The 23,546-nt window shown below is 59.2% G+C and carries 16 protein-coding genes and 2 pseudogenes; 11 read left to right on the forward strand and 7 right to left on the reverse strand.

Features of this window, described 5'->3' with window-relative positions; all coding sequences use genetic code 11:
- Nucleotides 1–159: pseudogene (locus N5A93_RS17430) on the reverse strand (helix-turn-helix domain-containing protein); the annotation flags it as partial.
- A 227-nt stretch (nt 160–386) separates the two neighbouring features.
- Between N5A93_RS17430 and N5A93_RS17435 the strand changes: the two are divergent.
- From N5A93_RS17435 to N5A93_RS17455, 5 genes and pseudogenes are all read left to right on the forward strand, one after another.
- Nucleotides 387–572, forward strand: coding sequence for a hypothetical protein (locus N5A93_RS17435; protein ID WP_268956370.1), 186 nt, complete (start codon nt 387–389; stop codon nt 570–572).
- A gap of 93 nt (nt 573–665) precedes the next feature.
- Nucleotides 666–959, forward strand: a complete 294-nt coding sequence (locus tag N5A93_RS17440) for a hypothetical protein (protein ID WP_268956371.1) — start codon at nt 666–668, stop codon at nt 957–959.
- 144 nt (nt 960–1,103) lie between these two features.
- Nucleotides 1,104–2,294: pseudogene (locus N5A93_RS17445) on the forward strand (aspartate aminotransferase family protein); the annotation flags it as partial.
- Between the two features lie 315 nt (nt 2,295–2,609).
- Nucleotides 2,610–4,097, forward strand: a complete 1,488-nt coding sequence (locus tag N5A93_RS17450) for an SLC13 family permease (protein ID WP_268956372.1) — start codon at nt 2,610–2,612, stop codon at nt 4,095–4,097.
- Nucleotides 4,098–4,293: 196 nt separating this feature from the next.
- Entirely contained in the window at nt 4,294–4,797 is a 504-nt protein-coding gene (locus tag N5A93_RS17455) for a hypothetical protein (RefSeq protein ID WP_268956373.1), read from the forward strand.
- A gap of 86 nt (nt 4,798–4,883) precedes the next feature.
- Here N5A93_RS17455 and N5A93_RS17460 read toward each other — a convergent pair whose 3' ends face one another.
- The 4 genes from N5A93_RS17460 to N5A93_RS17475 all read right to left on the reverse strand — a co-directional run bounded on the left by N5A93_RS17460 (nt 4,884) and on the right by N5A93_RS17475 (nt 10,466).
- Entirely contained in the window at nt 4,884–6,629 is a 1,746-nt protein-coding gene (locus N5A93_RS17460; protein WP_268956374.1) for a glycosyltransferase family 2 protein, read from the reverse strand.
- Between the two features lie 127 nt (nt 6,630–6,756).
- Nucleotides 6,757–8,529 carry an ABC transporter ATP-binding protein gene (locus tag N5A93_RS17465; RefSeq protein WP_268956375.1) on the reverse strand — a complete coding sequence of 591 codons (1,773 nt, stop codon included), beginning with the start codon at nt 8,527–8,529 and terminating at the stop codon, nt 6,757–6,759.
- A 331-nt stretch (nt 8,530–8,860) separates the two neighbouring features.
- Nucleotides 8,861–9,685 carry a sulfotransferase gene (locus N5A93_RS17470; RefSeq protein ID WP_268956376.1) on the reverse strand — a complete coding sequence of 275 codons (825 nt, stop codon included), beginning with the start codon at nt 9,683–9,685 and terminating at the stop codon, nt 8,861–8,863.
- 67 nt (nt 9,686–9,752) lie between these two features.
- Nucleotides 9,753–10,466, reverse strand: a complete 714-nt coding sequence (locus N5A93_RS17475) for a sulfotransferase family protein (RefSeq protein ID WP_268956377.1) — start codon at nt 10,464–10,466, stop codon at nt 9,753–9,755.
- Nucleotides 10,467–10,724: 258 nt separating this feature from the next.
- Between N5A93_RS17475 and N5A93_RS17480 the strand changes: the two genes are divergently transcribed.
- The gene (locus tag N5A93_RS17480; RefSeq protein WP_268956378.1) at nt 10,725–13,199 is read left to right on the forward strand and encodes a glycosyltransferase family 4 protein; all 2,475 of its coding nucleotides are present in this window, start codon (nt 10,725–10,727) and stop codon (nt 13,197–13,199) included.
- A 263-nt stretch (nt 13,200–13,462) separates the two neighbouring features.
- Here N5A93_RS17480 and N5A93_RS17485 read toward each other — a convergent pair whose 3' ends face one another.
- A complete protein-coding gene (locus N5A93_RS17485) occupies nt 13,463–14,620 on the reverse strand; it encodes an NAD-dependent epimerase/dehydratase family protein (RefSeq protein ID WP_268956379.1) in 1,158 nt (385 codons plus the stop codon).
- A 260-nt stretch (nt 14,621–14,880) separates the two neighbouring features.
- Here N5A93_RS17485 and N5A93_RS17490 point away from each other — a divergent pair, with 260 nt between their 5' ends.
- The 5 genes from N5A93_RS17490 to N5A93_RS17510 all read left to right on the forward strand — a co-directional run bounded on the left by N5A93_RS17490 (nt 14,881) and on the right by N5A93_RS17510 (nt 22,262).
- Complete coding sequence (locus N5A93_RS17490; RefSeq protein WP_268956380.1) at nt 14,881–15,810, forward strand: NAD-dependent epimerase/dehydratase family protein; 930 nt, start codon at nt 14,881–14,883, stop codon at nt 15,808–15,810.
- 227 nt (nt 15,811–16,037) lie between these two features.
- Entirely contained in the window at nt 16,038–18,296 is a 2,259-nt protein-coding gene (locus N5A93_RS17495) for a DegT/DnrJ/EryC1/StrS family aminotransferase (RefSeq protein WP_268956381.1), read from the forward strand.
- Nucleotides 18,297–18,397: 101 nt separating this feature from the next.
- The gene (locus N5A93_RS17500; protein ID WP_268956382.1) at nt 18,398–19,153 is read left to right on the forward strand and encodes a sulfotransferase family protein; all 756 of its coding nucleotides are present in this window, start codon (nt 18,398–18,400) and stop codon (nt 19,151–19,153) included.
- On the forward strand, nt 19,095–20,033 hold the full coding sequence (locus N5A93_RS17505; RefSeq protein WP_268956383.1) for a sulfotransferase family protein: 939 nt from the start codon (nt 19,095–19,097) through the stop codon (nt 20,031–20,033). Before N5A93_RS17500 ends, N5A93_RS17505 begins: the two co-directional genes overlap by 59 nt.
- Before the next feature lie 246 nt (nt 20,034–20,279).
- The gene (locus N5A93_RS17510) at nt 20,280–22,262 is read left to right on the forward strand and encodes a glycosyltransferase family 39 protein (RefSeq protein ID WP_268956384.1); all 1,983 of its coding nucleotides are present in this window, start codon (nt 20,280–20,282) and stop codon (nt 22,260–22,262) included.
- 20 nt (nt 22,263–22,282) lie between these two features.
- Here the strand turns inward: N5A93_RS17510 and N5A93_RS17515 are convergent.
- Nucleotides 22,283–23,546 (reverse strand): lysylphosphatidylglycerol synthase transmembrane domain-containing protein (locus tag N5A93_RS17515; protein WP_268956385.1); only part of this gene is annotated, 1,264 nt, incomplete at its 5' end.

Raw genomic sequence — 23,546 nt, forward strand, 5'->3', positions numbered from 1 at the left:
TGACGGCGCTTCGACAAGGCCTTGCTCCTGAAGCGTCTGGATCAGCCTGTAGCATGTCGGCTTGGGCAGTCCCGTTGCCTTCTGGATTTCGCCAGTCGAAACAGGCCGCCCTGCCACGGCGACGATTTCCAGGATGGTTATCAGGCGATCCAGATGCATTTAATCGAATCATTTCATCTTAAGAGACCAATTCTCGAATTGTGATACAAATTTTTCGTAAGGCAATCAGATTCGGACAGATCGGATCAAGACCGGGGGTGAACCCGTGGCCTATGCGAACGCGCCGACATCGGTGCTTGCAACACCACTTTCATCGTGCCGCCCGCATCCGCTAGGCTGTCATCGGGAGAAAGACGGAGCGGGAGGCAAAGGCAATGGCCAGGATAATGGAATACAAGGTTTTATCAGCGCTCTATGCCGAGACAGATGCAGATGAAACGCATGACAGGCTGTCCAAGCAGGTAAACGATTATATTAAGACCGGATGGCAGCCCTTTGGACAACTCGGTTCATCCACGCTCGCCGGAACGCTCATACTGACACAACCGATGGTTCGGTATCAGGAACCGTAAACGGGGATGAACCCGCTGCCAGATTCCGCCGTGGGTTTGTCATGGCGGTCATCCGCTGAGCGAGCGTGGTGCCTGCCGATCCGGCGTCTGCCGATGGCGACAAAAGCAAATCGGGATCAAGAGCCCCGGAATAATGGTGGCGATGAAATGCAGAACCCGGCGCGCGACCTCTTCGATGGTCAGTCGCGATATTTTGCATGGCACGAAAAGGTTGGCCCCGAGCTGGCGCACCAGCGGCAGGAAGATCGTCGGAAGGAGGATCACCGTCGCGCGCGTTTCGATCCGCTTGACCGCAAGACGCGCATCTCGCTGGCAGATATTGGGAACAATACCCCTCCTGCTGCTGAATCTTCGGCAATCAAGCGATTGCGTGGGGTCGCGTTTTGAACGCGCCGGATTCGAGCGCGGTCCCGCGCGGCGGCTGTTCGTGACCTGAGGTGCCGGATCAGGCCCGATCTTGACAGGCGCTCGTCATGAACGTGGGCAGCTGCCTTGACCCGGCCGAGAACCGTTCAATCCGCCTCACATGTAAACGGCGGAGCAATACTCGGCCACGGTAGCGGTACCGTTGTGGCCGAACAGATCGCCTTCGCGCATACCGGTTTCTTCACATCTGAACCCGCTGAACGGCTCGCCGACCGCCTGATCGCCCACGCGCCCCAAGGGCTCGACAGGGTCTATCCGGTGTCGGGCGGCTCCGAGGCGGTCGAGGCGGCGCTGAAACTGGCGCGGCAATATTTCCTCGAACGCGGCGAGCCGCAGCGCACCCGCTTCATCGCGCGCCGCCAAAGCTATCACGGCAACACGCTCGGCGCACTGTCCACGGGCGGCAATGCCTGGCGGCGCGAACCCTTCGCCCCGCTGATGATCGACACCAGCCATATCGCGCCCTGCTACGCATATCGCGACCGCGAGGAGGGCGAATCCCAAGAGGCGTACGGCCAGCGCGTCGCCGACGAGCTTGAGACGGAGTTGCAACGCCTCGGCCCAGAGACCGTGATCGGCTTCGTCGCCGAACCGGTGGTCGGCGCCACGCTTGGCGCGGTGCCCGCCGTGCCGGGGTATTTCAAGCGGATCCGCGAAATCTGCGACCGCCACGGTATCCTGCTCATCCTCGACGAGGTCATGTGCGGCATGGGGCGCACCGGCACGCTTTTCGCCTGCGAACAGGACGGGATCGTCCCCGATATCGCAACCATCGCCAAGGGCCTCGGCGCCGGGTATCAGCCGGTCGGCGCGATGCTGTGCTCTGCCCGGATCTATGACGCGATCGAAAGCGGCTCGGGCTTTTTCCAGCACGGGCACACTTATATCGGGCACCCGATGGCTTGCGCCGCTGCGGATGCGGTTGTCGCAAAGTTGACAGATGGCGGCATGACCGCGCGCGCCGCCCGGATGGGCGCGGTCCTGGAAACCGCTTTGAACGACGCCTTCGGGCAGCACCCGAATGTGGGCGATATTCGTGGGCGCGGCATGTTCCGGGGCCTCGAACTGGTCGCCGACCGCGATAGCAAAACCCCTTTCGATCCGGCGCGCGCTGTGCACAAGGAACTGAAGGCGGCAGCCTTCGAGGCGGGGCTCATCTGCTATCCAATGGGCGGCACGATCGACGGGCGCCAGGGCGATCACATCCTGCTCGCCCCGCCCTTCATCCTGACCGAGGACCAGATCGGTGAGTTGGTGGACAAGCTGTCCTCGGCCCTCGACACCACGCTGACATGACCGGACCGCCTTGGCGGATGATCGCCGCGCGATCGGGCGCTGCACATGAAAGCCGATCAACCCGCAGGCCCGGCCACGCAGACCGGAAGCGTCGTACCAACGCGCCCGGAAAATACGGATAACTCGCACTGACTCTTCCGGCGGCACGAATGCGCCATGGCCAGCTTCGGGCTCCTGAGGCCCTTGCAGAGGACCCCGCAGGCGAGCCTGCGATACATGATCTGTTCAACGCGCGGCTCAGCCTGTACATTCAGCGGAATTTCATACGAAACAGTACCGTCGCTCTTGCAGAGTTTCACCCAAGACGAGGTTCCAATGTCCCCCGACAGACAGTCGCATCCTGCCTCGGGCACGGATCGCCCGGTCTCCGCCCTGCGCATGGCGGGGCTGGTCGCGGGGCCGTTGGGGGCTGCTGCGCTGCTCTGGCTCACACCGCCAGCGGGAATGCCGCTCGAGGCCTGGCGCATGCTGGCCATTACCCTGTGGATGGTGATCTGGTGGCTCTCGGAGGCATTGCCGATCCCGGCCACGGCGCTTTTGCCGCTGGTCCTGATGCCGGCTCTGGGGGTGCAGGACATGTCGGCTACGGCAATGCGCTATGCAAACCCGCTGATCTTCCTGTTCCTTGGCGGTTTTCTGTTGGCTGCAGCCATGCAACGGGTGGGGCTGCACCGCAGGATCGCCCTGCGGATTGTGTCCATTGCGGGGACCGCGCCGAACAGGATCGTTCTGGGCTTCATGCTGGCGACCGCGTTCCTATCCATGTGGATATCCAACACGGCAACCACGATCATGATGTTCACCGTCGCGCTCTCGGTCATCGACTTTGTCAGCCGGCAAAGCCGGGATGACGGGTTGGTCCGCAATTTCGGTGTCGCGCTGATGCTGGCAATCGCCTACAGCGCATCGATCGGCGGCGTCGGCACGCTGATCGGCTCACCGCCGAATGCAATGCTGGCAAGCTTTGTACAGCAGAGCTATGGAATCGAAGTCAGCTTCGCCCGCTGGATGATGATTGGCCTGCCCGTCGTGATCGTGATGCTGCCCGTGACATGGCTGCTGCTGACCCGTCACCTGTTCCCTGCAAGCATGATGGATGTCGGCGATACCGGCGGGCATGTGCGTGCGGAAATCGCGAAGATGGGGCCGATGAATCGCGGTGAACGCCTTGTGGCGGTCGTGTTCTGCGGTGCCGCCCTGGGCTGGATGCTGCGCGCACCCCTGGCCCGGCTGACCGGCCTGCCGCTGGACGATGCCATGATCGCGATCACGGCGGCTCTGATCCTCTTCGCGGTCCCGCTGTCGCGTGGCTCGGGTCGTTATGCGCTGGACTGGGCCGCCACGCGTGATCTGCCCTGGGGCATCCTTCTGCTTTTCGGTGGCGGCCTGGCACTGGCGAGCGGATTCTCGACATCGGGTCTTGCGCGTGTCATCGGTGAAAGCGTAGCGGGTATCGAGGTTGGTACCGTTTTGCTGGTCCTCGCGGTACTGATCGCCATCGTCTACCTGACCGAAATCACGTCCAACACGGCTTCGACGGCAACGTTCCTACCCATTCTGGGCGCGGTCGCGCTGGGATTGGAACTGGATGTCCTGACCCTGACAGTGCCTGTCGCCCTGGGCGCCTCCATGGCCTTCATGATGCCGGTGGCGACGCCACCCAATGCCATCGTCTTTTCCTACGAAAGAATGCAAATGTCCGACATGGTGCGCGCAGGCGCGTTGATGAACATCATCGCCATCGCCGTGACCTTCGGGGTTCTCGTTCTGCTGGGGCCGATGATGCTCGGCATCTCATTGTGAGCAGCGGAACCGGGCGCTGTGTCGGGCGCGAAAGTTGCGACAGGAACCGCGGCAGGCATCGCCTGCCTCTGCACGGCGCGCGCCCGAATGTAAGGGACCGTTCTCCCATGGCGTTCGAACCAGCACGAGAGAGTTTACATCGGATGATCAATCTGCAAGACAAAAGCGGCGCTTTCTGCATAGACTGGCCCTTGTGATGATCGCTAAACCTGTTCTCAACAAAGCCCTGTTGCCGTTGATCGGGCTTGCCATTTATCTGCTGCTTTCTTCCTGCGGCTTCACGCCCGCCTATGGCGAGAGGTCCGACGCCCGCGCCGTGTTCGACCGGATCGCGCTTGCGGATCCCGACAACCGGGATGAATACGGGTTTCTGAAGGCCGTCGAGGCACGCATTCCCCAGGCGGCCGATCCGGTATTTCAGGTCAAGTATCGTGTCCGGGTGCGGGACAAGGGCGTGCCCTTGCGAGGGGTGCCCCGGCGGCAGCTTCATGGCGACGTTCGTTTTGATGTCGTGAACCTGCGCAGCGGCAAGACAGTCCTTTCGGACGAGATCGAATCCTTCACCAGCTATACCGATGAGGGTGATCTGCGCCTGCCCCAGAAACGCGACGCCGAAGATAGGCTCGTGCAGATCCTGGCCGACCAGTTCATCACAAGGCTGACGATGCGCAGCGCCAAACTTGCCGCGTCGCTCGAGTGAGCCTTTGGCGCGGACAAAGGACGGCTTCACGCCAGGCGCCATCGGACGCTGAATGAATCGCGGGCCGGGACGCGCCAGAGCCCTGATCAGGACCGCGGCCCGGAGCTTTGTGGCCCTGCGGCGCCAGCCCTCTGCCCTGCGATCAGACCGGGAAGGTTGTCGATCGCCAGCGGTTCGATCTGCCGGATCACCGATTTTCGGTTATGGCTTTCCGTGACCAGCGACGTGTCGCGGCGGCGCTTGAAGATGATTGTATCATGGGCAACCCGGTGCACCCAACCCGCGGCCAGCGTCTCAATCGCGAACTGGGAATCCTGGTAGGAGAGGCCATTCGGGATATCCCGGGAGACATAGGGGAAATCCAGATGCGCCTGTCGTGGCGCCATGCAGAGGCTGTCGTAATAGTTCTCGAAATAAAACAGGACCGGCGAGAAGATCGGACTCTCCTGCGGTGTGACCGCCATCAAAGCCTGGTCGGCATCGAATATCCAGTTGATCTCCGGATGTGCGATCACCCGCTCGCCCGCCTTCGCGGCTTCATCCAGAAGCGCGGCGCCCTCGGCCAGCCAGTTCTCGCTGAACAGATCGTCAGCATCGAGGAACGCGATATAGGAGCCGCGTGCCATGCGCACCACGCGATTGCGCGCCCGGCCCAGGTCGCGCTCGGTCAACTCGACCAGCTTCCAGTCCGAATAGGCCGGGTTGGACAGGCAAGCACGTGCGCGGGGGGTCGCCGCATCCAGCACGATGACCTTCTCAACGGAATATCCCGCGCGTTCCGCCGCCTTCACCGAGGCATTCGCCGCGATCATCGTGACACCCGTCACCACCGTTTCGTTATGGACCGTCATGATCAGAGAGATGTCAAACTCTGTTTGCTCTTCGCAAGACGTGTCTCCGATCCCGCCGATGGCAGGAGGGATTTCAGGGCCGAAGGATGCGGTCGCATCAGAGGGGTCATCCAGCGGCGCGATGCGTCTGGCGCATTCCGGGCTGAGGCTGAACCGCGCGATCAGCTGCTCGCGCGCCGCGCCATCAAGAACATGGATCTTCGCCAGCATTTCGAAGAAACGATAGAACTGGCGTTGCGTGAAGACATTGTCGGGTCGGGCCGAAAACAGCGCGCTCAACTCGGCCGATGCCGCCAGCGCCTTGCCGTAAAGGGACATTGCCCCCCAGATCATCGCGCTGTCGGCAACGATCACCCGGCCCGGATGGACGGAGCGTATGAACTCGAACAGGACACGCTCGGCCTCGGGATCCGCCAATTGCCCCATATGCGGCGAGACGGCATAAATCTTCAACACCTCGCCTTTCAGCATCAGCGCGCCGTCGCGCGATGTATCGATCACCAGAACCGCATCACCCTCTGCACCGGCGCGGTCAATCAGAGCCTGGACATCGGCGCGATCGGCGGCGGTGCTGGTGACCACGACAGCATCGAAACGCCGGCGCCCGACAGCTTCCTGAAGGTCGAGGATTCCATTCATCATGTTCAGAAACACAGTGCCCGTGAATGGATGCACCAGCATCGGGATCGACGGCTCATATGCGGGAATCAAAGGCTCGATCTTGCGGGCTGCCTCGGCCATATCGTGGAGACCGCCCGATGCCAGCCTGTCACTCAGATCCTGACGAAAACTCTCGAGCCATTGCATGATCTCTGCGGGGTCGCGTCGGTGATAGAGTGCGAATGCGGCCTGCGCGGCACGTTCGAGCCGCTGCTTACGCCGACGCAGGATCAGCATACGCGCCAATGTGAACGGCAGAATCGGGAACGCGGCCAGCAGCAGCCAGTTTCTCTGACGCTTTAGTTTTCTGATCTGATCCATGGCCAACTTGCTACTTCTCGGTTGCCTATCCACACGATCATCGTGAGGTATCAGTATTCAAAGCGCCCTGCCGCGGACGCGTAGTGCCAGGTTCGTTCTTGTCAGATACCTGTTTGCGCGGCAACTCTCATTCGCGATGCCTCTTGGTGGTTTCCTGCTGCGGTTCGTCCAGATGGAAGAGATCCCGGTAATATGCGCTGTTCTGCGCAAGGTTGGCCGGCGTGTCGAAGGCCGCGAGTTCGCCGCTATCCAGCAGGATGATGCGATCCACATATTGCAGGGTCGAGGCGCGATGCGTGACGAACAGGATCGTGCGGCCGGGCATTTCCTCAAGCAGGTTCTGCATGATCTTGCGTTCGTTCTCGCCATCCAGCGCCGACGTCGCCTCATCAAAAATGAAGAGCCGCGCGTCCCGGATCATCGCGCGTGCGATGCCGACGCGCTGTTTCTGCCCGCCCGAGAGCGATACGCCATTCGGCCCGACTTCGGTGTCCAAGCCCTTTCCGGATGACTCGATCACGTCCGAAAGGGCAGCTATGTGGGCGGCCCGTTCCACCGCTTCATCCGATGCGGTGGGGCAACCATCACGGATATTGTCGCGTATCGTGCCCTCGAACAGGAAAACATCCTGACTGATCAGCGCGATATAGTCGCGCAGCGATCTTTCGGCAACGTCATGCAGGTTCTGCCCGCCAACGCGCACGATCCCTTCAGTCGGGTCGTAAAACCGCATCACAAGGTCGATCAGCGTGGTCTTGCCCGCGCCGGACCGCCCCACGATGGCGACCCGTTCGCCGGGTTCGATCTCGAAGCTGACGTTGCACAGGGCTGGTGTCCGCTTCTTGTACTCAAAGCTCACATCCTCGAACACGACGCTGGGCGCGGCATCGTCCAGCGTGACTTCGCCATATTCCCGCTTCTCGGGTGGCTCCGATATCATCTCCAGCATCTTCTGCGACTGGATCACGCTTTTCTGGATCTCGACCCAGACATTCGACAGCCGTTCGGCGGGCTGGTAAGCCATGATGAAAGCGATGATGAAGGCAGTGAATTCACCCGGCGTCTTGCCGTGGGTAATGGTCTGCCAAGCGGCGTAGATCACGAACAGCGCGATGACCACGCCCCCCAACAGTTCCATCAGGGGCACGGTGGCCTTGGTGATCTTGGCAATCTTGAAGATACGGTTTTCCAGCTTGTCGACGGCACCGTTGAAACGCCGGATCGTCTTGTCCTGCAAACCGTAGGTCTTGACCGTCTTGATGCCCGCGAAGGCCTCGGAGCCGACCTTGACGAAACCGCCTTCCAGCTCGGCCTCGGCATTGGCCATGCCTCGGATCCGGTTGGACAGGTTCGAGACCAGAATGAAGATCAGCGGAAACAGGACGCTGCTGAACAGGGTCATCAGCGGATCCTGGATGATCATCACGATGAACAGCCCGAGGACGGTCAGGCCCTCGGTCAGCAGCTTGTTGGAGACATTGACCACGACATTGGCGCAGGCATCGCCGTAGATGCGCACCTTGTTCATCTGGACCGAGGCGTGTTCCCCGATGAAATGGCGCACTTCTTTGTGCAGCAGCTTCTCGAAAACCATCTTCTGATAGGCCGACGCGACCGAGCGCTGAAATATCACCGAGATCACATCATTGGCATATTGGAACGCGCTCTTGCCGATCGTCACGCCCAGGATCAGTAGCGCGACCTGGAACGCCGCCGCGGCATCGCTGGCGACGAACACGTCGTTCACGATCAACCGGGTCGAATAAGCCAGCGCGGCGGTGAACCCGGCGACACCCACCATGCAGAAAATGGATAACGCAAGCAGCTTCCAGCGCGATGGCAGAGCCTCGCGCAGAAGGTGCTTGATGGTTCCCACCGGGGTCGGCGTCGCAGGTTTCATGCAGGCCTTTCGGATCGGAGTCCCTACGCGGCAGACGCATAGGGATTTATCGCCCTGCGGGCAAGGCGGTTGTCGGTTTGGGGGTGAAAATGGGTTTTGGGTGCAATGCGTAGTCCAATAAAATGATGACCTCGGCACCTATGGGCTTCCGCACCATCAGCGGGCCGAGGCGGAAGTTCCATCTTTCTAAGGAGATAGCCCTAATGGTTGTGTGCGGAACCCTGCAAAGGAAACACGGGGGAACGGCAACTCGCGCGCACGTGCGGGGTGGACTTGAGTCATTCTTAAGCTGTTGCGGCAGTAAGGAGCGGACCTGCGGTTAGTCACGAGGCTAGCGTTCCGGGCTGTCGGAAATTTCCGGAACCAAAAATCCAGTCAGGTCGAGCCGCTTCATGCTTTGCGCAACATCTTCAGGATTGGAAAATCCGTCCAACGGATTGGATGACTGTCTCTTTTGAAGATCGGAACGAAGGCTATCGCTCGGGCCCAACCCGAGAAAGGCCCGAATTGAGTTTGCGGTGGCGACCGGACGATGAGCGAGTTCGCGGTAGGTCACGCTCATCGTCCGATCGGGATGTAGTGACGCAAATCTCTTCTTTCGGTCGTAGAAGGCACTGATCTTGGACAGAAACCTTTTAAATTCAGGCTCATCGAACTCTACTTTCGAACGCTCGCGAGGCCCTTGCGCAGAACGCACATGTGATAGCCCTTTTTCGCGCGCGAACTTGGCTGAGCGATAGACGGCCAGGATATTCTCTCGCTCAAGAAGTACCAGCTTGTAACCGTCTGCGATCAGACGCTCCACCAGGGAGTCCGAAACCTGGTTCCACATCAAATGCGATCCAAGCGCGACTTCGGGGTCATTCCTGAAGCGATAGATCGCATACCGAGAGGCGAGAACCGACTTCTGAAAGTCATCGGCAGTCCGCTGGTCCAGATAGCCTTTGTTGATGCATTTCTTCGGAATATGAAAAGCGTCGTTCGCCGAAAACAACTCTGGAAAAACGTAACAATCATCTGAACTGCTGAGCAGTTCTTCAAGAAATGTGGATCCTGTGCGCTGTGTCGCGATCAAAGCGAAATTTATCAGATCAGCCTCAGGCGGCTTTCGATCCTGAACCGCCTCTTCATCTTGCTTGATCTTCAGGCGCTTCACTTAGCGAGCCTCCCTATTGCGGACTTCGCCGCGAATGCTTTTCGTCTCGGTCAGACGATGAAACCGGTCACTCCTCAGCCCAGCACGTCAAGTTGTGCCGCTCGAGATATTTCATGACATCCGACGAGTTGTTGAACCGCTCCACGATCTGCGACGGATTGCGCTTCACCGCATTCGACGTCATCGGCATCGGCTCGACATTAAGGAACCCGAGCAGCTTTTCCAGTACCGGCTCGTGACCGAGTTCGGAATAGAACATGCGGAAAACGCGCTCTTCGGGAATCACTTCGAGCACCCTGTTCACCTCGTCATCCTTCTTCCCCTGGGCGGTCATGAACCGCTCGAAATCCTGGGCGTCAAAATCCAGCTTCACGCGACGCACCTCCTCTCCCACCCGGACGGCGCCCTGCCCGGTCATCGCCGCGATCCGCGAGCTGGAATATGTGGCCAGCAAGTTCGGGCGCACGAGGCGGATGACTCGCATTTCAGAGCGGTGGGCGATCTGCGCCACGGGCAGGAGTTGCTTGGGAAAGACCTTGAAACCCAGCGTCTTGGCCTCTGGGGCCACGAAGTCTTCCAACTCGTCAAGAAACCGGTTCGGGTCGCTCGTGCGGGCCTCGATGGGCAGATAATGCGCAAATGCCTCACCGATCAGATCGGTGACTCTGTAACCGTCCCGGAAAATCTCTCCGTAGCAGGCAATCTGCGGGTGGGACTTCAACAGAGACACGAAATGATTGGTGCCCGAACGCTGTTTGCTCACGATCATGAAACGTTTCAAGATATACTCCCATTTAGCGCCGCAAGGCGCTCAACACCCTGTCATCAACCGAACTGAACGCGCCACTGATAGCAAAGACTGCCGACTGCGCAAGAGAACAGTCGCGTGCAATATCTGTTTCACGGCTCCATTTTCAGCCATGCGACCCCGGCGCAAGATCTTTTTCGTCACCAGAAATCTGTCCGCCCATCTTCCTTCTCAAGGCCGATTATCGTAAACGCAACCGCAAGTGGGTAGTTCATTCAGGGACGATGAGCCGTGCAAAAAGACGATTTCGAGGTCATGCCTTTCCCGGATCTGTCCGGGTTCGAAGTCAGGGACAAGGTACAGCGCCGTCTGCGTGTCTGTATCGTCACCGAGGAAATATTCGGCCCTGTGCGCAATGGCGGCATCAGTTCGACCTATATGTATCTTGCCAAGATGCTGGCGAAGGCCGGCCATGACGTCAGCGTGCTCTACCTGAAGGGGCGCGCCTCCGAAGATCATTCGATCGATCACTGGGTCGACTGGTATGCCAAGGATGGTGTCAAACTGGTTCCCCTGCCCGAGCCCGAGTGGAACTGTTCGGGGGCCATGTGGCAGTTCCGCCATTACGCCGCCTATCACTGGCTCAAGTCCCAGCCGGACTTCGACATCATCCATACCTCGGAATGGCGCGGCGGATGTTACTACGCCCTGCTCGCCAAACGGCAGGGTCTGGCTTTCCAGAACACGATCTTCCTGGTCAAGACATCCTCGCCGCATGTCTGGAACCGGCATTACCAGATGCAGTTCCTGACCGATGTGCAGGCCTTCAAGGTGATGTATCCTGAGCAGATGTGCGTTGAGAACGGCGATATCATTATCGGCGGCAGCGCGCATCTTCTGCGCTTCATGGAGCAGGTCGGATATACGCTGCCCGAAGGGCGCGTGTTCGTACAGCCCAACGTGATCGAACTGGCGCATCTGGACATCGAGGACAAGCGCCCGCCGGTCGAACCCGGCGACGTGGTGCAATGCGACGAGTTGGCGTTTTTCGGCCGGATAGAAACGCGCAAGGGGCTGGAGGTTTTCTGCGAGGCGCTGGATTACCTGGTTGCACGGGGCACGGCCCCATCCAAGGTCAGCTTTCTGGGCAAGCCTGGCGCCTTGCTGTCGAACCCGGATATGAACAGCCTTCAATATCTCGAGGAACGCGCCGCCAGCTGGCCCTTCGAAATCGAGATTCATACTGGTTTCAACCAGTTGCAAGTGATCAGCTATCTGACAGCGAAGAACCGCATCGCCGTCATGCCCTCGCTGATCGAGAACTCCACCATGGCGGTTTATGAGGCGCTGATCTACAAGGTGCCTTTCATCGCTTCCGATGCCGGGGGCACGCCCGAGCTGGTCGCGCCCGAACATCACGACGAGACCCTTGTTCCCGCACGCCCGCGCGAATTGGCCGACGGGCTGGAACGCGCCCTGCGCGATGGCGCGCGAGTCGCCCGGTGCAGCTTTGACAATATCGAGAACCTTCGCGTCTGGAATGCCTTTCACGAATTCCTCGCCTCCCGGTTCGAAACCGCGACCGCAGCCCAGATCATCGAGGAAATGCGCTATGCAGGTGCGCCGCGCAGCGCGACCGCGCCGTGCCTCAGCATGTGCCTGCTGCACCGAGGCTCCACCGATCTGGCCCAAAACACGATCGACGCGCTGGTCATGGAGGACGCTGACCGGCCCGATCAAATCATTCTGGCCGTGCATGAACATGGCGAAAACACCCCAGAATTCGCCGACCTCAAGGCCACCCTCAGCGCGCCCGAAGGCGTCACACTCAATGTGATCAGCGCGAATGAGCGCTCACTCGGCGAGGCGTTCAACCTTGCGCGGCAACATGCGACCGGCGATGCGCTGGTCTTCGCGCGCACCGACATCCACACGCCCACATCCCAGTCCGCCCGGATCTATCGCAGTGCCTTCGCGCACTCGGATGCGTCGGTCTTTACCTGCTTTTACGACTCGATCACTCAGACGAGCCTGAAACGCATTCACCAGATCTGTATCGGTGCGGATATGGCCGCGGGTTTCTATGACCGCAAAAACATGGGAAGTTCGATGATCGCCGTTCGCGCGGACCAGTTCGACGCGCGGGGTGGCTTCACGGATATTTTCGGGGTCGACGGCGTCGAGCACAATTTCGTCTTCAGTGCAATCAATGACGGCGTCAAGGTTGAGATCATACCCGAACACTTGGTGCTGGAACTGCCCGAAAAGGACAGCCTGTCTCTCAACGAGGCCAGCGCGCAATATCTAGTGGCGCGGGACCTGATCCAATCCCCGTCCTACCCCCTTCGCCGACTGCTTCTGGTCAGCACCATTGATCCGAGCACTCACGTATCAGGTAATTTGGGGTCGCTCTATCAACTTACGCTTTCCGCGCTTCCCTCGCGCATCCGCGATGTCGCCGCCCTGGAAAGCGCATTTCATAAGAAGACGCGCTGGAGCAGCATCCTCCTGCAACGCCCATTGGCCTTCGAGGAATGGATGGCTGTGCGCCGGCTGAACCGCCTCACTTGGCATGAGAAGACCAAGCCGACGGCGGATACCCTGCTGCTGAAGGCCCTGCCGGCCGAGATCAGCAGTTTCGAAAATGTCGAAAAGATCATCCACAGCGAAAAGTGGTCCGACATCTGGAAGAAGAAACCGCATAAGCTGTCTTATGTGGCCGCCGTGCGGCGCCTACAGAGAACACATCGCAACGCCAACCGATAATGTAGGGCAACCCCCACAGGCGCGTTCCTAACTTGACGCCCCGATCACGTTGCCGTCGCGAAGTTCGATGGCAGGAAACTGGTCGAACCGGGTTTGCGCCTCGCCGGTTGCGTGGTTGCGGATATAAAGGCTCTGCATCGGCGCCGTCCTCAAGATCGCCCCGATGCTGCTGCACTATGGCTGGCAGGAACCCGACCCGCGATGATCCTGCGACCCGTTCCGCCAAGCGCGGCGAAGGCCCCTGCCCTCGCCACGCATTCCGATCAGTTCCACTTGGAAATACAGGGGATCTTGCTGCGATCGCAATTGTCGGCGTATTTGCGCGCGATTTCGGTCACCTCGTCCAGCAGCCCCGCCTCCAGCGTGATCGGCTCAAGCCCGAGACCCAGGAAACGGTCATTGGCCACGTGCAGATCGTTCTCGTCAGCCTCGTTGCGCGGATTTTCGACAAAGGCGATCTCGGCACCGGTCTGATCGGCGATCATCTTGGCCAGGTCGCGCACGCGGTGCGTTTCGGTCATCTGGTTGAGGATGTTCACGCGCTCGCCCTTCTGGGGCGGGTTGGTCAACGCCAGCTCGATGCAGTGACAGGTATCCTGAATGTGGATGAAGGCGCGCGTCTGCCCGCCCGTGCCATGCACGGTCAGCGGATAGTCGACGGCGGCCTGCATCAGGAAGCGGTTCAGCACGGTGCCGTAATCGCCGTCATAGTCGAAACGGTTGATCAGGCGCTCATCCATCTTCGTCTCAGCGGTCTGGGTACCCCAGACGATGCCCTGATGAAGGTCGGTGATCCGGATCTTGTCGTTCTTGTTGTAGAAATGGAAGAACAGCTGATCCTGGGTCTTGGTCATGTGATAGATCGAACCCGGGTTGGCCGGATACAGGATTTCCTGCTTGTGCGGACCGTTGGCGGTTTCGACCTGAACTTCCAGATACCCTTCGGGAATCTGCATGCCTGCGGTGCCATAGCCATAAACGCCCATCGTCCCCAGGTGGATCAGATGGGTATCCACCCCGCTTTCCACGATAGCGGCAAGAACGTCATTCGTGGCGTTGAGGTTGTTGTTGACCGTATAGCGCTTGTGCGCCGCCGATTTCATCGAATAGGGCGCTGCGCGCTGTTCGGCAAAATGGATGATCGCGTCGGGCTCTTCCTCGCGGATCATCGTCATCATGCGATGGTAGTTCTCACCCACCGTGAAGGTCTCGACCCGGATTTCCTTGCCTGTCAGTTCCTTCCAGACCGCGATCCGTTCGCCCAAGGGCCGGATCGGCGTCAACGAGGATACCTCCAACTCAATGTCGATGTTCCGGCGCGAGAGATTGTCGACGATGATGATCTCATGGCCTTTTTGCGACAAATGCAGAGCGGTGGGCCAGCCGCAAAAGCCGTCTCCGCCGAGAACGATAACCTTCATCGAAAAACTCCTTCACAGTTCCGTTAGCGGCTCTGCTAGAAGAGCGCCGCCGCGAAGTCAATCGCGCTCTGGGCCGCTTGGGCGAAATACGACCGATGCGCGACACATGCAGGACAGAGCGCCCATATCCTGTGCCCGGCCCCCTGCAGATGTCGCAAAATTCCCGCACTCTGCAACGCCGCTGCGCCATCCACCGGCATTCGCTCTTTATCCGGGCAGCGCCGCGTCGTATGGGGGCGCAACTCAAGAAGGAGGGACAGATGCGGATACTCGTGACCGGCGGCTGCGGCTTTGTCGGAGTCAACCTGAGCCACTACCTGAAGGCGTCAGGCTATGACGTGCGCGTTCTCGACAACATGAGGCTCGGCAGCCCCGACCATCTGGAAGGGCTCGACGTCGAGATCATCGAGGGCGACCTCCGCGACAAACCTTGTGTCGAGCGCGCGGTCGATGGCGTCGATGCGGTGGTGCATCTGGCCGCCGATACCCGCGTCATCCCTTCGATCGAGGATCCGCAGTTCAACTTCGACAACAACGTGATCGGCACCTTCAACCTGATCGAGGCCATGCGCGCGGCCGGTGTCTCGCGGCTGGTCAACGCCTCGACCGGCGGCGCGATCCTGGGTGACGTGACGCCGCCAGTTCATGAGGGCATGGTGCCGGAACCCATCTCGCCCTACGGCGCCTCCAAGCTGGCCTGCGAAGGGTATCTGTCGGCCTACGCAGGCAGCTACGGAATGCAGGCCGCCTCGCTGCGCTTCACCAATGTCTACGGGCCGCGCTCGTTTCACAAGGGCAGCGTCGTTGCGCATTTCATCAAGCAGATCCTCAAGCAGGATGATCTGGTCGTCTATGGTGATGGCAGCCAGGCGCGCGATTACATCTATGTGGATGACCTCTGCCAGGGCATACTCGCCTGTATCGATCGCGGCGCGGCCGGCGTGATCCAACTCGGCACCGGCATCCCGACGCCGCTCAATGACCTGATCGCGGTCCTTCGCGACGTGGCCGGCGCCGATGGCATCAGCTTCAACGTGCGCTACGAGGATTGGCGCCCCGGCGAGATCCGCCACACGTACGGGCTCATCGACAAGGCCCGCGATACGCTGGACTTCGCCCCGGCGGTGAAGCTCGAAGACGGCATCGCCAAGACCTGGGAGTGGTTTCGGGGAGTTGACCGTCCGTTGTAGGGATGCAGTGCACTCTGGCGAATGATGACAGAGCTTTTCGGTCATCCGCATGCGATTTCGGTCATCCGCATGCGATGACGCACTTGGCACACACACGATGGCGCTCTTGACCCGTGCGCAGCCGCGCCCAAGATGGACTTGCCATTTGCAGGCCCGGCTTTTCGGGTTACACCTAGCGGAACTTCAACCACAAGACCGACACGCGAAAGTCCAACACTGAAGGCGTCATGCTTGAGCTGGCCCGCCAAGAGAGCCGAACAGGGAACAAGAACTTGATAAAGACGAAATCGGTGCGTGATACCGGAATGAGACCCGAAGTTGGGAATAGCATTCCAGGATTTGAGTTCATCCTGGAAGCCTTGGAAAACAATCGGCGTTTCGTTGTTTCAAAGATCAATCACGGTTTTTGGGAATGTATTTCCCGAATGCTTGACCAAAACATTGATCCGCGACGGGACCACACCGCTGCGAATAAAAGCGAGAGTGCCTTGATCGGGCGCGTCACCGAGAGGATCAAGAAGAGCCTAAAGCCCACGAGTGCCGACATTGCGGAAAACCTCGAGCAGATCGAGCATGATCTAAATCTGCGCCCGGGCTTCCTGACCGACGGGTTTATCGCGCAAACGCTGGAGCGAATTCGAACCTCGGCGCAGCCATCTGATGGCTTTCATCTCGTGGCAACCTGCGCGCCTTTTCCTGCATCCTCGGAACTGATGGGCGCACCGCGTGAGGGGCGCAAAAAATGCGACCGCGTAATCGAAACATTTGTCCCGGCAGCGCATAACGCGTTCGTTTCCGACAAAGAATTTACCGGTCACGAGTTCAAATCCGCGCTTCTTTCAGGCGAGATGCCGCGTTTTCTAGAGGCATGCCTCGCTCGCGACGTGATCGTGGTGGCCAACAAATACAACCGCCGCTTCTTCGAGACTGCGAAATTCCGTTCGTTGACGGTCGTCGAATGCGACGACCGGGTCGCGCGGCTCGAACGGGATCAGATCGCTGACCGTGTGGTCAAGGCGATCGGAGCGGTTGCGCCATCAAGCGAGGCGGAGGCCCGGCCACCCCTCATCCTGAGCTGTATCGGCGGCAGCCTGAGCTTCTGGCTGGCAGACACACTTTGGAAAACGCCGGAGATGTTTCAATTCGTAGACATGGGAGGAGCCCCCGCAGCCTTCAGCGAGCACTATGCCGCCAATACCAACTGGTCGCAGATTTTCGCGCCTGCGCTGAAGCGGGCCGCTTCGTCCTTCGAGGGCTTTGGCGATATCGAGGACATCTACGACGCGGCATCGGCAATCAGGTCACAAGAGCTGACGGAGCTTGCGGCCGCCCATGGCGTCGAAACACCGGCAGCGCAACAAACTGACATCTTCGATGCATTCGATGTCACGAAGCGCCCCCTTCCGTTTATCGAGAACAAACCATATAATTTCGAGCGTATTCAACAATTTCTTGCCCTGTCCAGCAGGGCCAATCACCATGCCAATGGGGGGCCTGTGTCTCGCCTTTTGGAGGCAGTTGCACATCACAAGATGCGGTTGGCTCCGAACCACTCGGTCGTAGCTGTCGCGAGTGGGACGGCAGCCCTGCATATCGCCTGCGCGATCCGGGAGATCGCCGCTGGTGGTCAACCGATGCACTGGCTGACATCCGGGTTCAACTTCTTCTCGGCCAATGTCGGCCCGCTTGCCGCAACCCGGATCATCGACTCTGACCGTACAGGGCGCCTCACGCTTGATGGTCTCAGAAAGACGCCGATCGATTCCTATGATGGCGTGATCTTCACCAATCTGTTTGCGGCCAACCGAAACTGGACCGATATCGCGGCCTTTTGCAAAGAAAACGGCAAAGCCTTTGTGGTGGACAATGCCACGGGCCTGCTTGATCGTCCGGCCAGAAGCGCGGAGCAGCCGGATTTCGAGGCGATTTCCTGTCATCATACCAAGCCATGGGGTGTCGGAGAGGGAGGCTTGCTGGTGTGTCCTGCCGAATTCGAAGGCCTTGCAAGGCAAGTGTCGAACTTTGGTGTCAAGGCCCCGGCTTGCAGCACCCCTCACGCTGGAAACTTCAAGCTGAGCGACCTTGCGGCAGCGGGCATCTTGGACCGGCTCGAGACCCTGGATTTCTGGGGTTACTATTATGCAAGGCAATCCACACGGATGATCCGGGTGGTCAGAGAAAGCGGGTTGCCATGGACGCCGCTCACAGGGGATGCCAACCCGAAATCGCCACGGACGCACACGCCGTTCGTGAGCGATGTCCCAGTAGGGCTATCCGTGCCCGCACGCAGCCTGACCGTGAGGAAATATTACAAGCCTCTGGAAGACGCCCGCGCTTGCCCGGATGCGCACTGGTTGTACGATCGGATCGTCTGCTTGCCCAACGCCCCCGTGCACCGACATGTAGGGCATGAGGAATTGGTGCAAAATCTGCTGGCTTTCCACGAGGAAAACACCGGCGCGCAATCCGCCAGCCAAATTGCGTGACGCGCGCGGGGCGGTGGTCTAAAGAGCCAGATACGTTCCCGTAAGCCCCTTGCCTGGGAAATCGGCGAACCAAGGTCGAAGAAGTCTTGTGGAGGACCAGAATGTCCGTCGCTGATCCGTTATATGTATTCGTTCACCTGTCCAAGACAGGAGGAACATCGCTGTTCCGACATATGCAGCGTCATCTCGCCAGTGAAGACGATCTTGTCTACCTCGGACCGCTGGGCGACGCGGAGCGTGAAAGGTTGAACAGACCCCCGCTGGAGGACAGACCCGAGAACGAACGCCAGCGCGTGCGTGTACTGATCGGTCATCGGGTCAAGATGAGCACGCTCGATCTTGTGCCATGGCGCGAACCGCGGCTGATCTTCGTCATGCGAGACCCCGTCAAGCGATTGATCTCGAAGTACAATTACCAAATGCATCGGCAAGGGCTTTCGGACGATCCCGTGCCGTTCTTTACCTGGCTCGAGAACCTGAAACCGCATGCGTGGGATAGTGCCTTCTGGTTATGCCGGCGTTTCCTTGAGATGGAGGCGGACGCACTTCGGGACGTGGCGCAGCGTCAGCAGATCGCCAATCGCCTTCTCGAGCGGTTCAACCTCGTGACCACTACGGAACGCATGGATGAGGACATGCCGCATGTCTTCCGGCAATTGGGGATCCCATCCGAAATGCGCCGTGAAAACGTCAAAGGGCGCGATCACAAGGTTGCGCTGACGCCGGACGAAGACGTGCTTGAGCGCGCAAGGCAGGTGTTGAATCCGGAAATTGGTTTTTACAACGCCTGGGCAGAGCGTGCACCGTATTGGGGGCCCGCCGGGCGGCCTTCACTTACTGACATTCTGGAAGGGTAAGCTCTTGCAAGCTAGGACGGACCGCCCTTTTATCATATGTATCGGCGCTCAGAAGACGGGCACGACATGGCTTTTTCGGGCTTTGGGTCAGCATCCGGATATTGCTGCGCCTCCGGTCAAGGAATTGCATTACTTTGACCATGTTCATATTGGCAATCGGGCACTTGTCCGCCGAATGACAGATGTAGCAGCGCAAATTCGTTCGGAGTTTCCGGATTTGGTTGCCCGATTCAAAGCCGAGAGAACTCTGCCCGAGGATCCAGATTTGGCGCGCCGGTTCACTTTTGCTTTCGGTGAGCCAAGCGACGAATGGTACCTGAGCTTATTCCCCCAAAAAGGTATGGCGCTCGATATCACGCCCGCTTACTCGGCCCTCCCGGCGAGTGGATATCGCCACATCGGCGAGATGTCTTCGGATATTCGTCTTGTCTTCGTGTTGCGAAACCCGTTTGATCGTATCCTGAGCCAGCTCCGCTACAGACACAGACCGGATATCAGGGAGTACCAGGGGCGAGAAAAGCATGAGTTATCCAATGTTACGGATGAAGAATTACTTGAACTGGCGAGAAGCCCCGGAGTCATTGCCCGGTCTGACTACGCGACCACTCTGAGACGTGTCTGGAACGAAATCCCTTCGGAGAGAGTTTTCCATTTCTTCTACGATGACCTGCGGGCGGACCCTGTTGGCTTCGCGCAGCAACTCTGTGGTTGCGTGGGCCTAGACCCAACCCTACTTCCTGCCCCTCAGCCACAACGCGTCAATGCAACGGCGCAATACGCGTTTTCCGATCATGTCCTGAACGAAGTGCGCAATATAAGCGAGCCGCTTGTCGAGGATTTGGCACAACTGATCGAGATACCAGCATCCTGGCGAAGTTGAATTTTGGGCCGGCAATCAATAAAGATCGCCCACAACACGTGAGCGCTCATTGCCTGTATCAGATCAGCGAGCATGCGCGACAAACCTGCCTCGGCCCGAGCAAACATCCCCTCCACTCCGGCCTTGCCGGGAAAGCCGCGCTGGTCTATTGCAGATAAAATGCTGACTTCCAGAAGGCCGCAGGGCCGAAGTCTTGAAGCTTGGGACCGGACGGGCACGTCATAAAAACAGGTAGCGAGTTCAATTGTGATTCGACCCAAAAGCATCAATACTACTGATTTCATTCTTCTTTTCCTGCTGTTGGTTATCCTGTTTCCGGTCACGAATATCCTCTACTCCACAGACTCCATGGGCTACGTCCTCAAGGCGCAGAAGATCGCCGAAAGGTTCGCCTATGGCGACCCGACGCGCGGCCCCATGATGCCCGCTGTGGGCGCGCTGTTCATTTCTCTGTTCGGGAAATCCGTGACCGTTCTGTCGGTGTCCGTGCGCGTGTTCTATGTGCTTTCGGTGATCGGGTTCGCGGGGCTGGCATGGCGCATGTATGGCAGGTCAGCCGGCTGGCTGGCGATCCTGTATTTTGCTTTCGCACCCATGCTGACTTGGCCGGCCACGAAATACCATGTCGATATCTTCTTGCTTGGTTTCGTGGTTTTCGCCCTCTGGTCACTCTATGAGACCCTGCAAAGCGGCTCGCGCCGGATGGCGGTCGCGTCTGGCGTGCTCATTGGGCTTGCGTTCCTGATGAAGGAGACAGCGATCATGCTGTTGCCTTTATGGGCAATGGCTTGGATGTTTTTCCCGCACGTGTCGCGGCGAAAACATCTCCTGGCCATCCTCGCAGCAGCAGCCGGTTTCGCGCTCATAGTCCTGCCCTGGGCGGTTTACGTCCAGATGGCCGCTCATGATGCATCAAACCTGTTGGGCAACAACATCAAGAATTCGGGCACCTTCGACAAGTTCATAGCGATCTTGACCAAGGATCCCGCCGGCGCCGTTCCTTTTATTGCCTCCAAGCTTCTGAACTTCGTCAACGTCTATTTTCTGAGCGCCAACCCTCCCCAAGAGTCCGGCGTATTCCAGATGGGTTACTACGGCTGGTTTCTGCTGGCAGGTATTGTCGCGACCTGCGTCAGAGCCATCCGCAAGTCGCCCGCGGACCGGCTGATCGTCATGGCCCTGTTTTTTCATCTGCCTTTCGCTATTTTCCTGGGCTGGAAGACCTATGACGCGCGCCAGGCGCTGATCATCGTGATGCTAGCGTCGTTGACGGTCGGGGCCCTGTCGCTCGAAGTGACACGGCTCTTCGAGGCATTCCGCCAGGCCGACAACCGCTCCCGTTTCCTTCCCGTGGCCGTGGCTCTGGGTCTTGGTGTGCTGGCCGCTTTCACATCATTGTTCAGCGGCGCAATGCTGAACCAGTTTCGGGGCGAACGGCAGGCTTTCGCGCTGTTTCAGGGGCTTGATGACGCCTTCCAACCAATCGGCGCACTGACGCTGCCCACGGTTCAGGCTGCTGCATGGCTGGAACGGAATACAGATTCCGGCGCCGTGGTTTATTCGGCTCATGCCAGAGACATGAAGTATTTCTCTTTCGTTCGCGATAATGCCAGACACCGCAGCCCAATCCGAAAGCACAACGTCAAAAGCTGGTTGAAACGCGGAAAAGCCTACAAAGCGCAGCCACAGCAAGACCCGGTTAGCGAGAACAGGCTGATCTACATTGATGCGAACCGATCGCCAAACGGATTGGCCAAATGCATTGATCCCGACCGGGATGTCTTCGGCGCAAGATTCTGCAAGATTTACTATCTGCGCGAAGATGACTTGATGAAAGACATGATCAAGTCCGGCGCCGACTGGCTCGTGGTTTCGTCCGCATTCGCACATATGGCTGCCTATTTCGATGCGCACCCGGCTTTCGAACGTGCGCAGGTTTTCGGCGAAGACCCGTATCTGGGAATGCGGCAAATCCTTGTTCTCTACCGCGTCGATCAAACACAGCTTGGCCCCAGCGGGCCAACGCCGCTCGCGGACGTATCGATCGCAAAAGCCCTCGATGTATTCGAGCAGACACGACCCGAGGCCTACCCCGCGTGGCGTGAAGAGATTTTATTCGGCAAAATGGGGCTGAACCCTTCGGCACTTGCCAAAATCCGCGCGAGAGACGTCCCCTGTTTTGTAAGGGGAAACCAGTCAGAGACCGAGATCTTCTGGCCCTGCCATTGACGTTGGCGCCCGATTTCCTTTCAAGTCCCGGACTTTCTGGATAGCGCAGCGGATGCGCTGCGCACCGCGAGAGCGGACACCAGCAAGAACGCCGCGGGAAAGGCCACGGCCGCCAGGGCGAACATCACCGTGCCCAGCACAGCGCTTGCAGGATCGACCCCGATGGCAAGGAGGACGCTGAGCAACCCAGCTTCCTTGATGCCAAGCCCTGCGGTCAGCCGCAAAGGGACCACTGCCAGCAAATTTACCGCGCCGAAGACGAAAAACACATCAAGTGGCGAAAGAGTGATTCCAGCCGAGGTCAACAGCCCGAAAACGCGTCCCACGGCAAACAGCGAAACGAAGAACGTCAAGGATGTTATGGCGAGAATCTGTGGTCGACTGGTCGTCAGATATGCCTGAAGCGCGTGGCGCGCCGTGCGCCCGACGCGGCGCGCGCCACGGGCCAGACGCTTGACCTTGCGCAGGCGCAGAGCGGCAAGGCGTATGCCCAAAAGCGCGGCCTTGGTGCCTGTGGCGAACATAGCCAAGGCAGCAAGGATCGCGATTGCAGCCCCAAGGTAGACCGGATTTTCCCGCAGCATTTCCATGCGCCCCAGAAGGCCGATCGAGAAGAACGCGACGAGACCGACGAGATCGGCAAAGCGAACGATGATCAACTGGCCAAGCCCGGCTCCCAAGGATCGGCCAGTCAGTCGCTTGACCATGATCGGATAACTGAATTCGCCCAGCTGTGCCGGGGTCACGGCGCGCGAGAATTGATAGACGCTCGTGATGTGGAGCGTTTGTGCAAAGGTAACTGCATCCGGGATCACAACCCGGAACCTGAGCACGCGCAAAAGACTGGCTATGGTGAAGGACGCAAGCGCGAACAGCAGCCATAGCGGCTCGATATCCGAAATCGCGCTGAAGAGCTGCTCCCGCCGCCCCAACAAAGAGAAGCCCGCCGCCACGCTGAATGCGACGACCAGCAGAACAAGTACATAGCGCTTGAAGAAGCCGGATACGCGGCCTGCGGAAAGTGGAGTGCCCTGATCTTGACTGGTCAAAGAATGCGCCCTTGAAACCCTTTGGAAACGGATCGGCGCAAGATGCATCCAAGGGGCTTCGCACACAACCGTTTTCAAACGTGTTCCGAAAAACGGCAGCACATGGACGTCCGCTAAAACCCGAGGTTGTCGCTTGGAGCTATGCGTGATTTTGGGTGACGCGGCCTGATCAAGCGGCGCGGTTTGCAGTGTCGTTTGTGGCGACACCGTCGGTGAATGTGACGCCTTCGATGAC

It is taken from the genome of Roseovarius salincola (assembly GCF_026891095.1).
Lineage (GTDB): Bacteria > Pseudomonadota > Alphaproteobacteria > Rhodobacterales > Rhodobacteraceae > Roseovarius > Roseovarius salincola.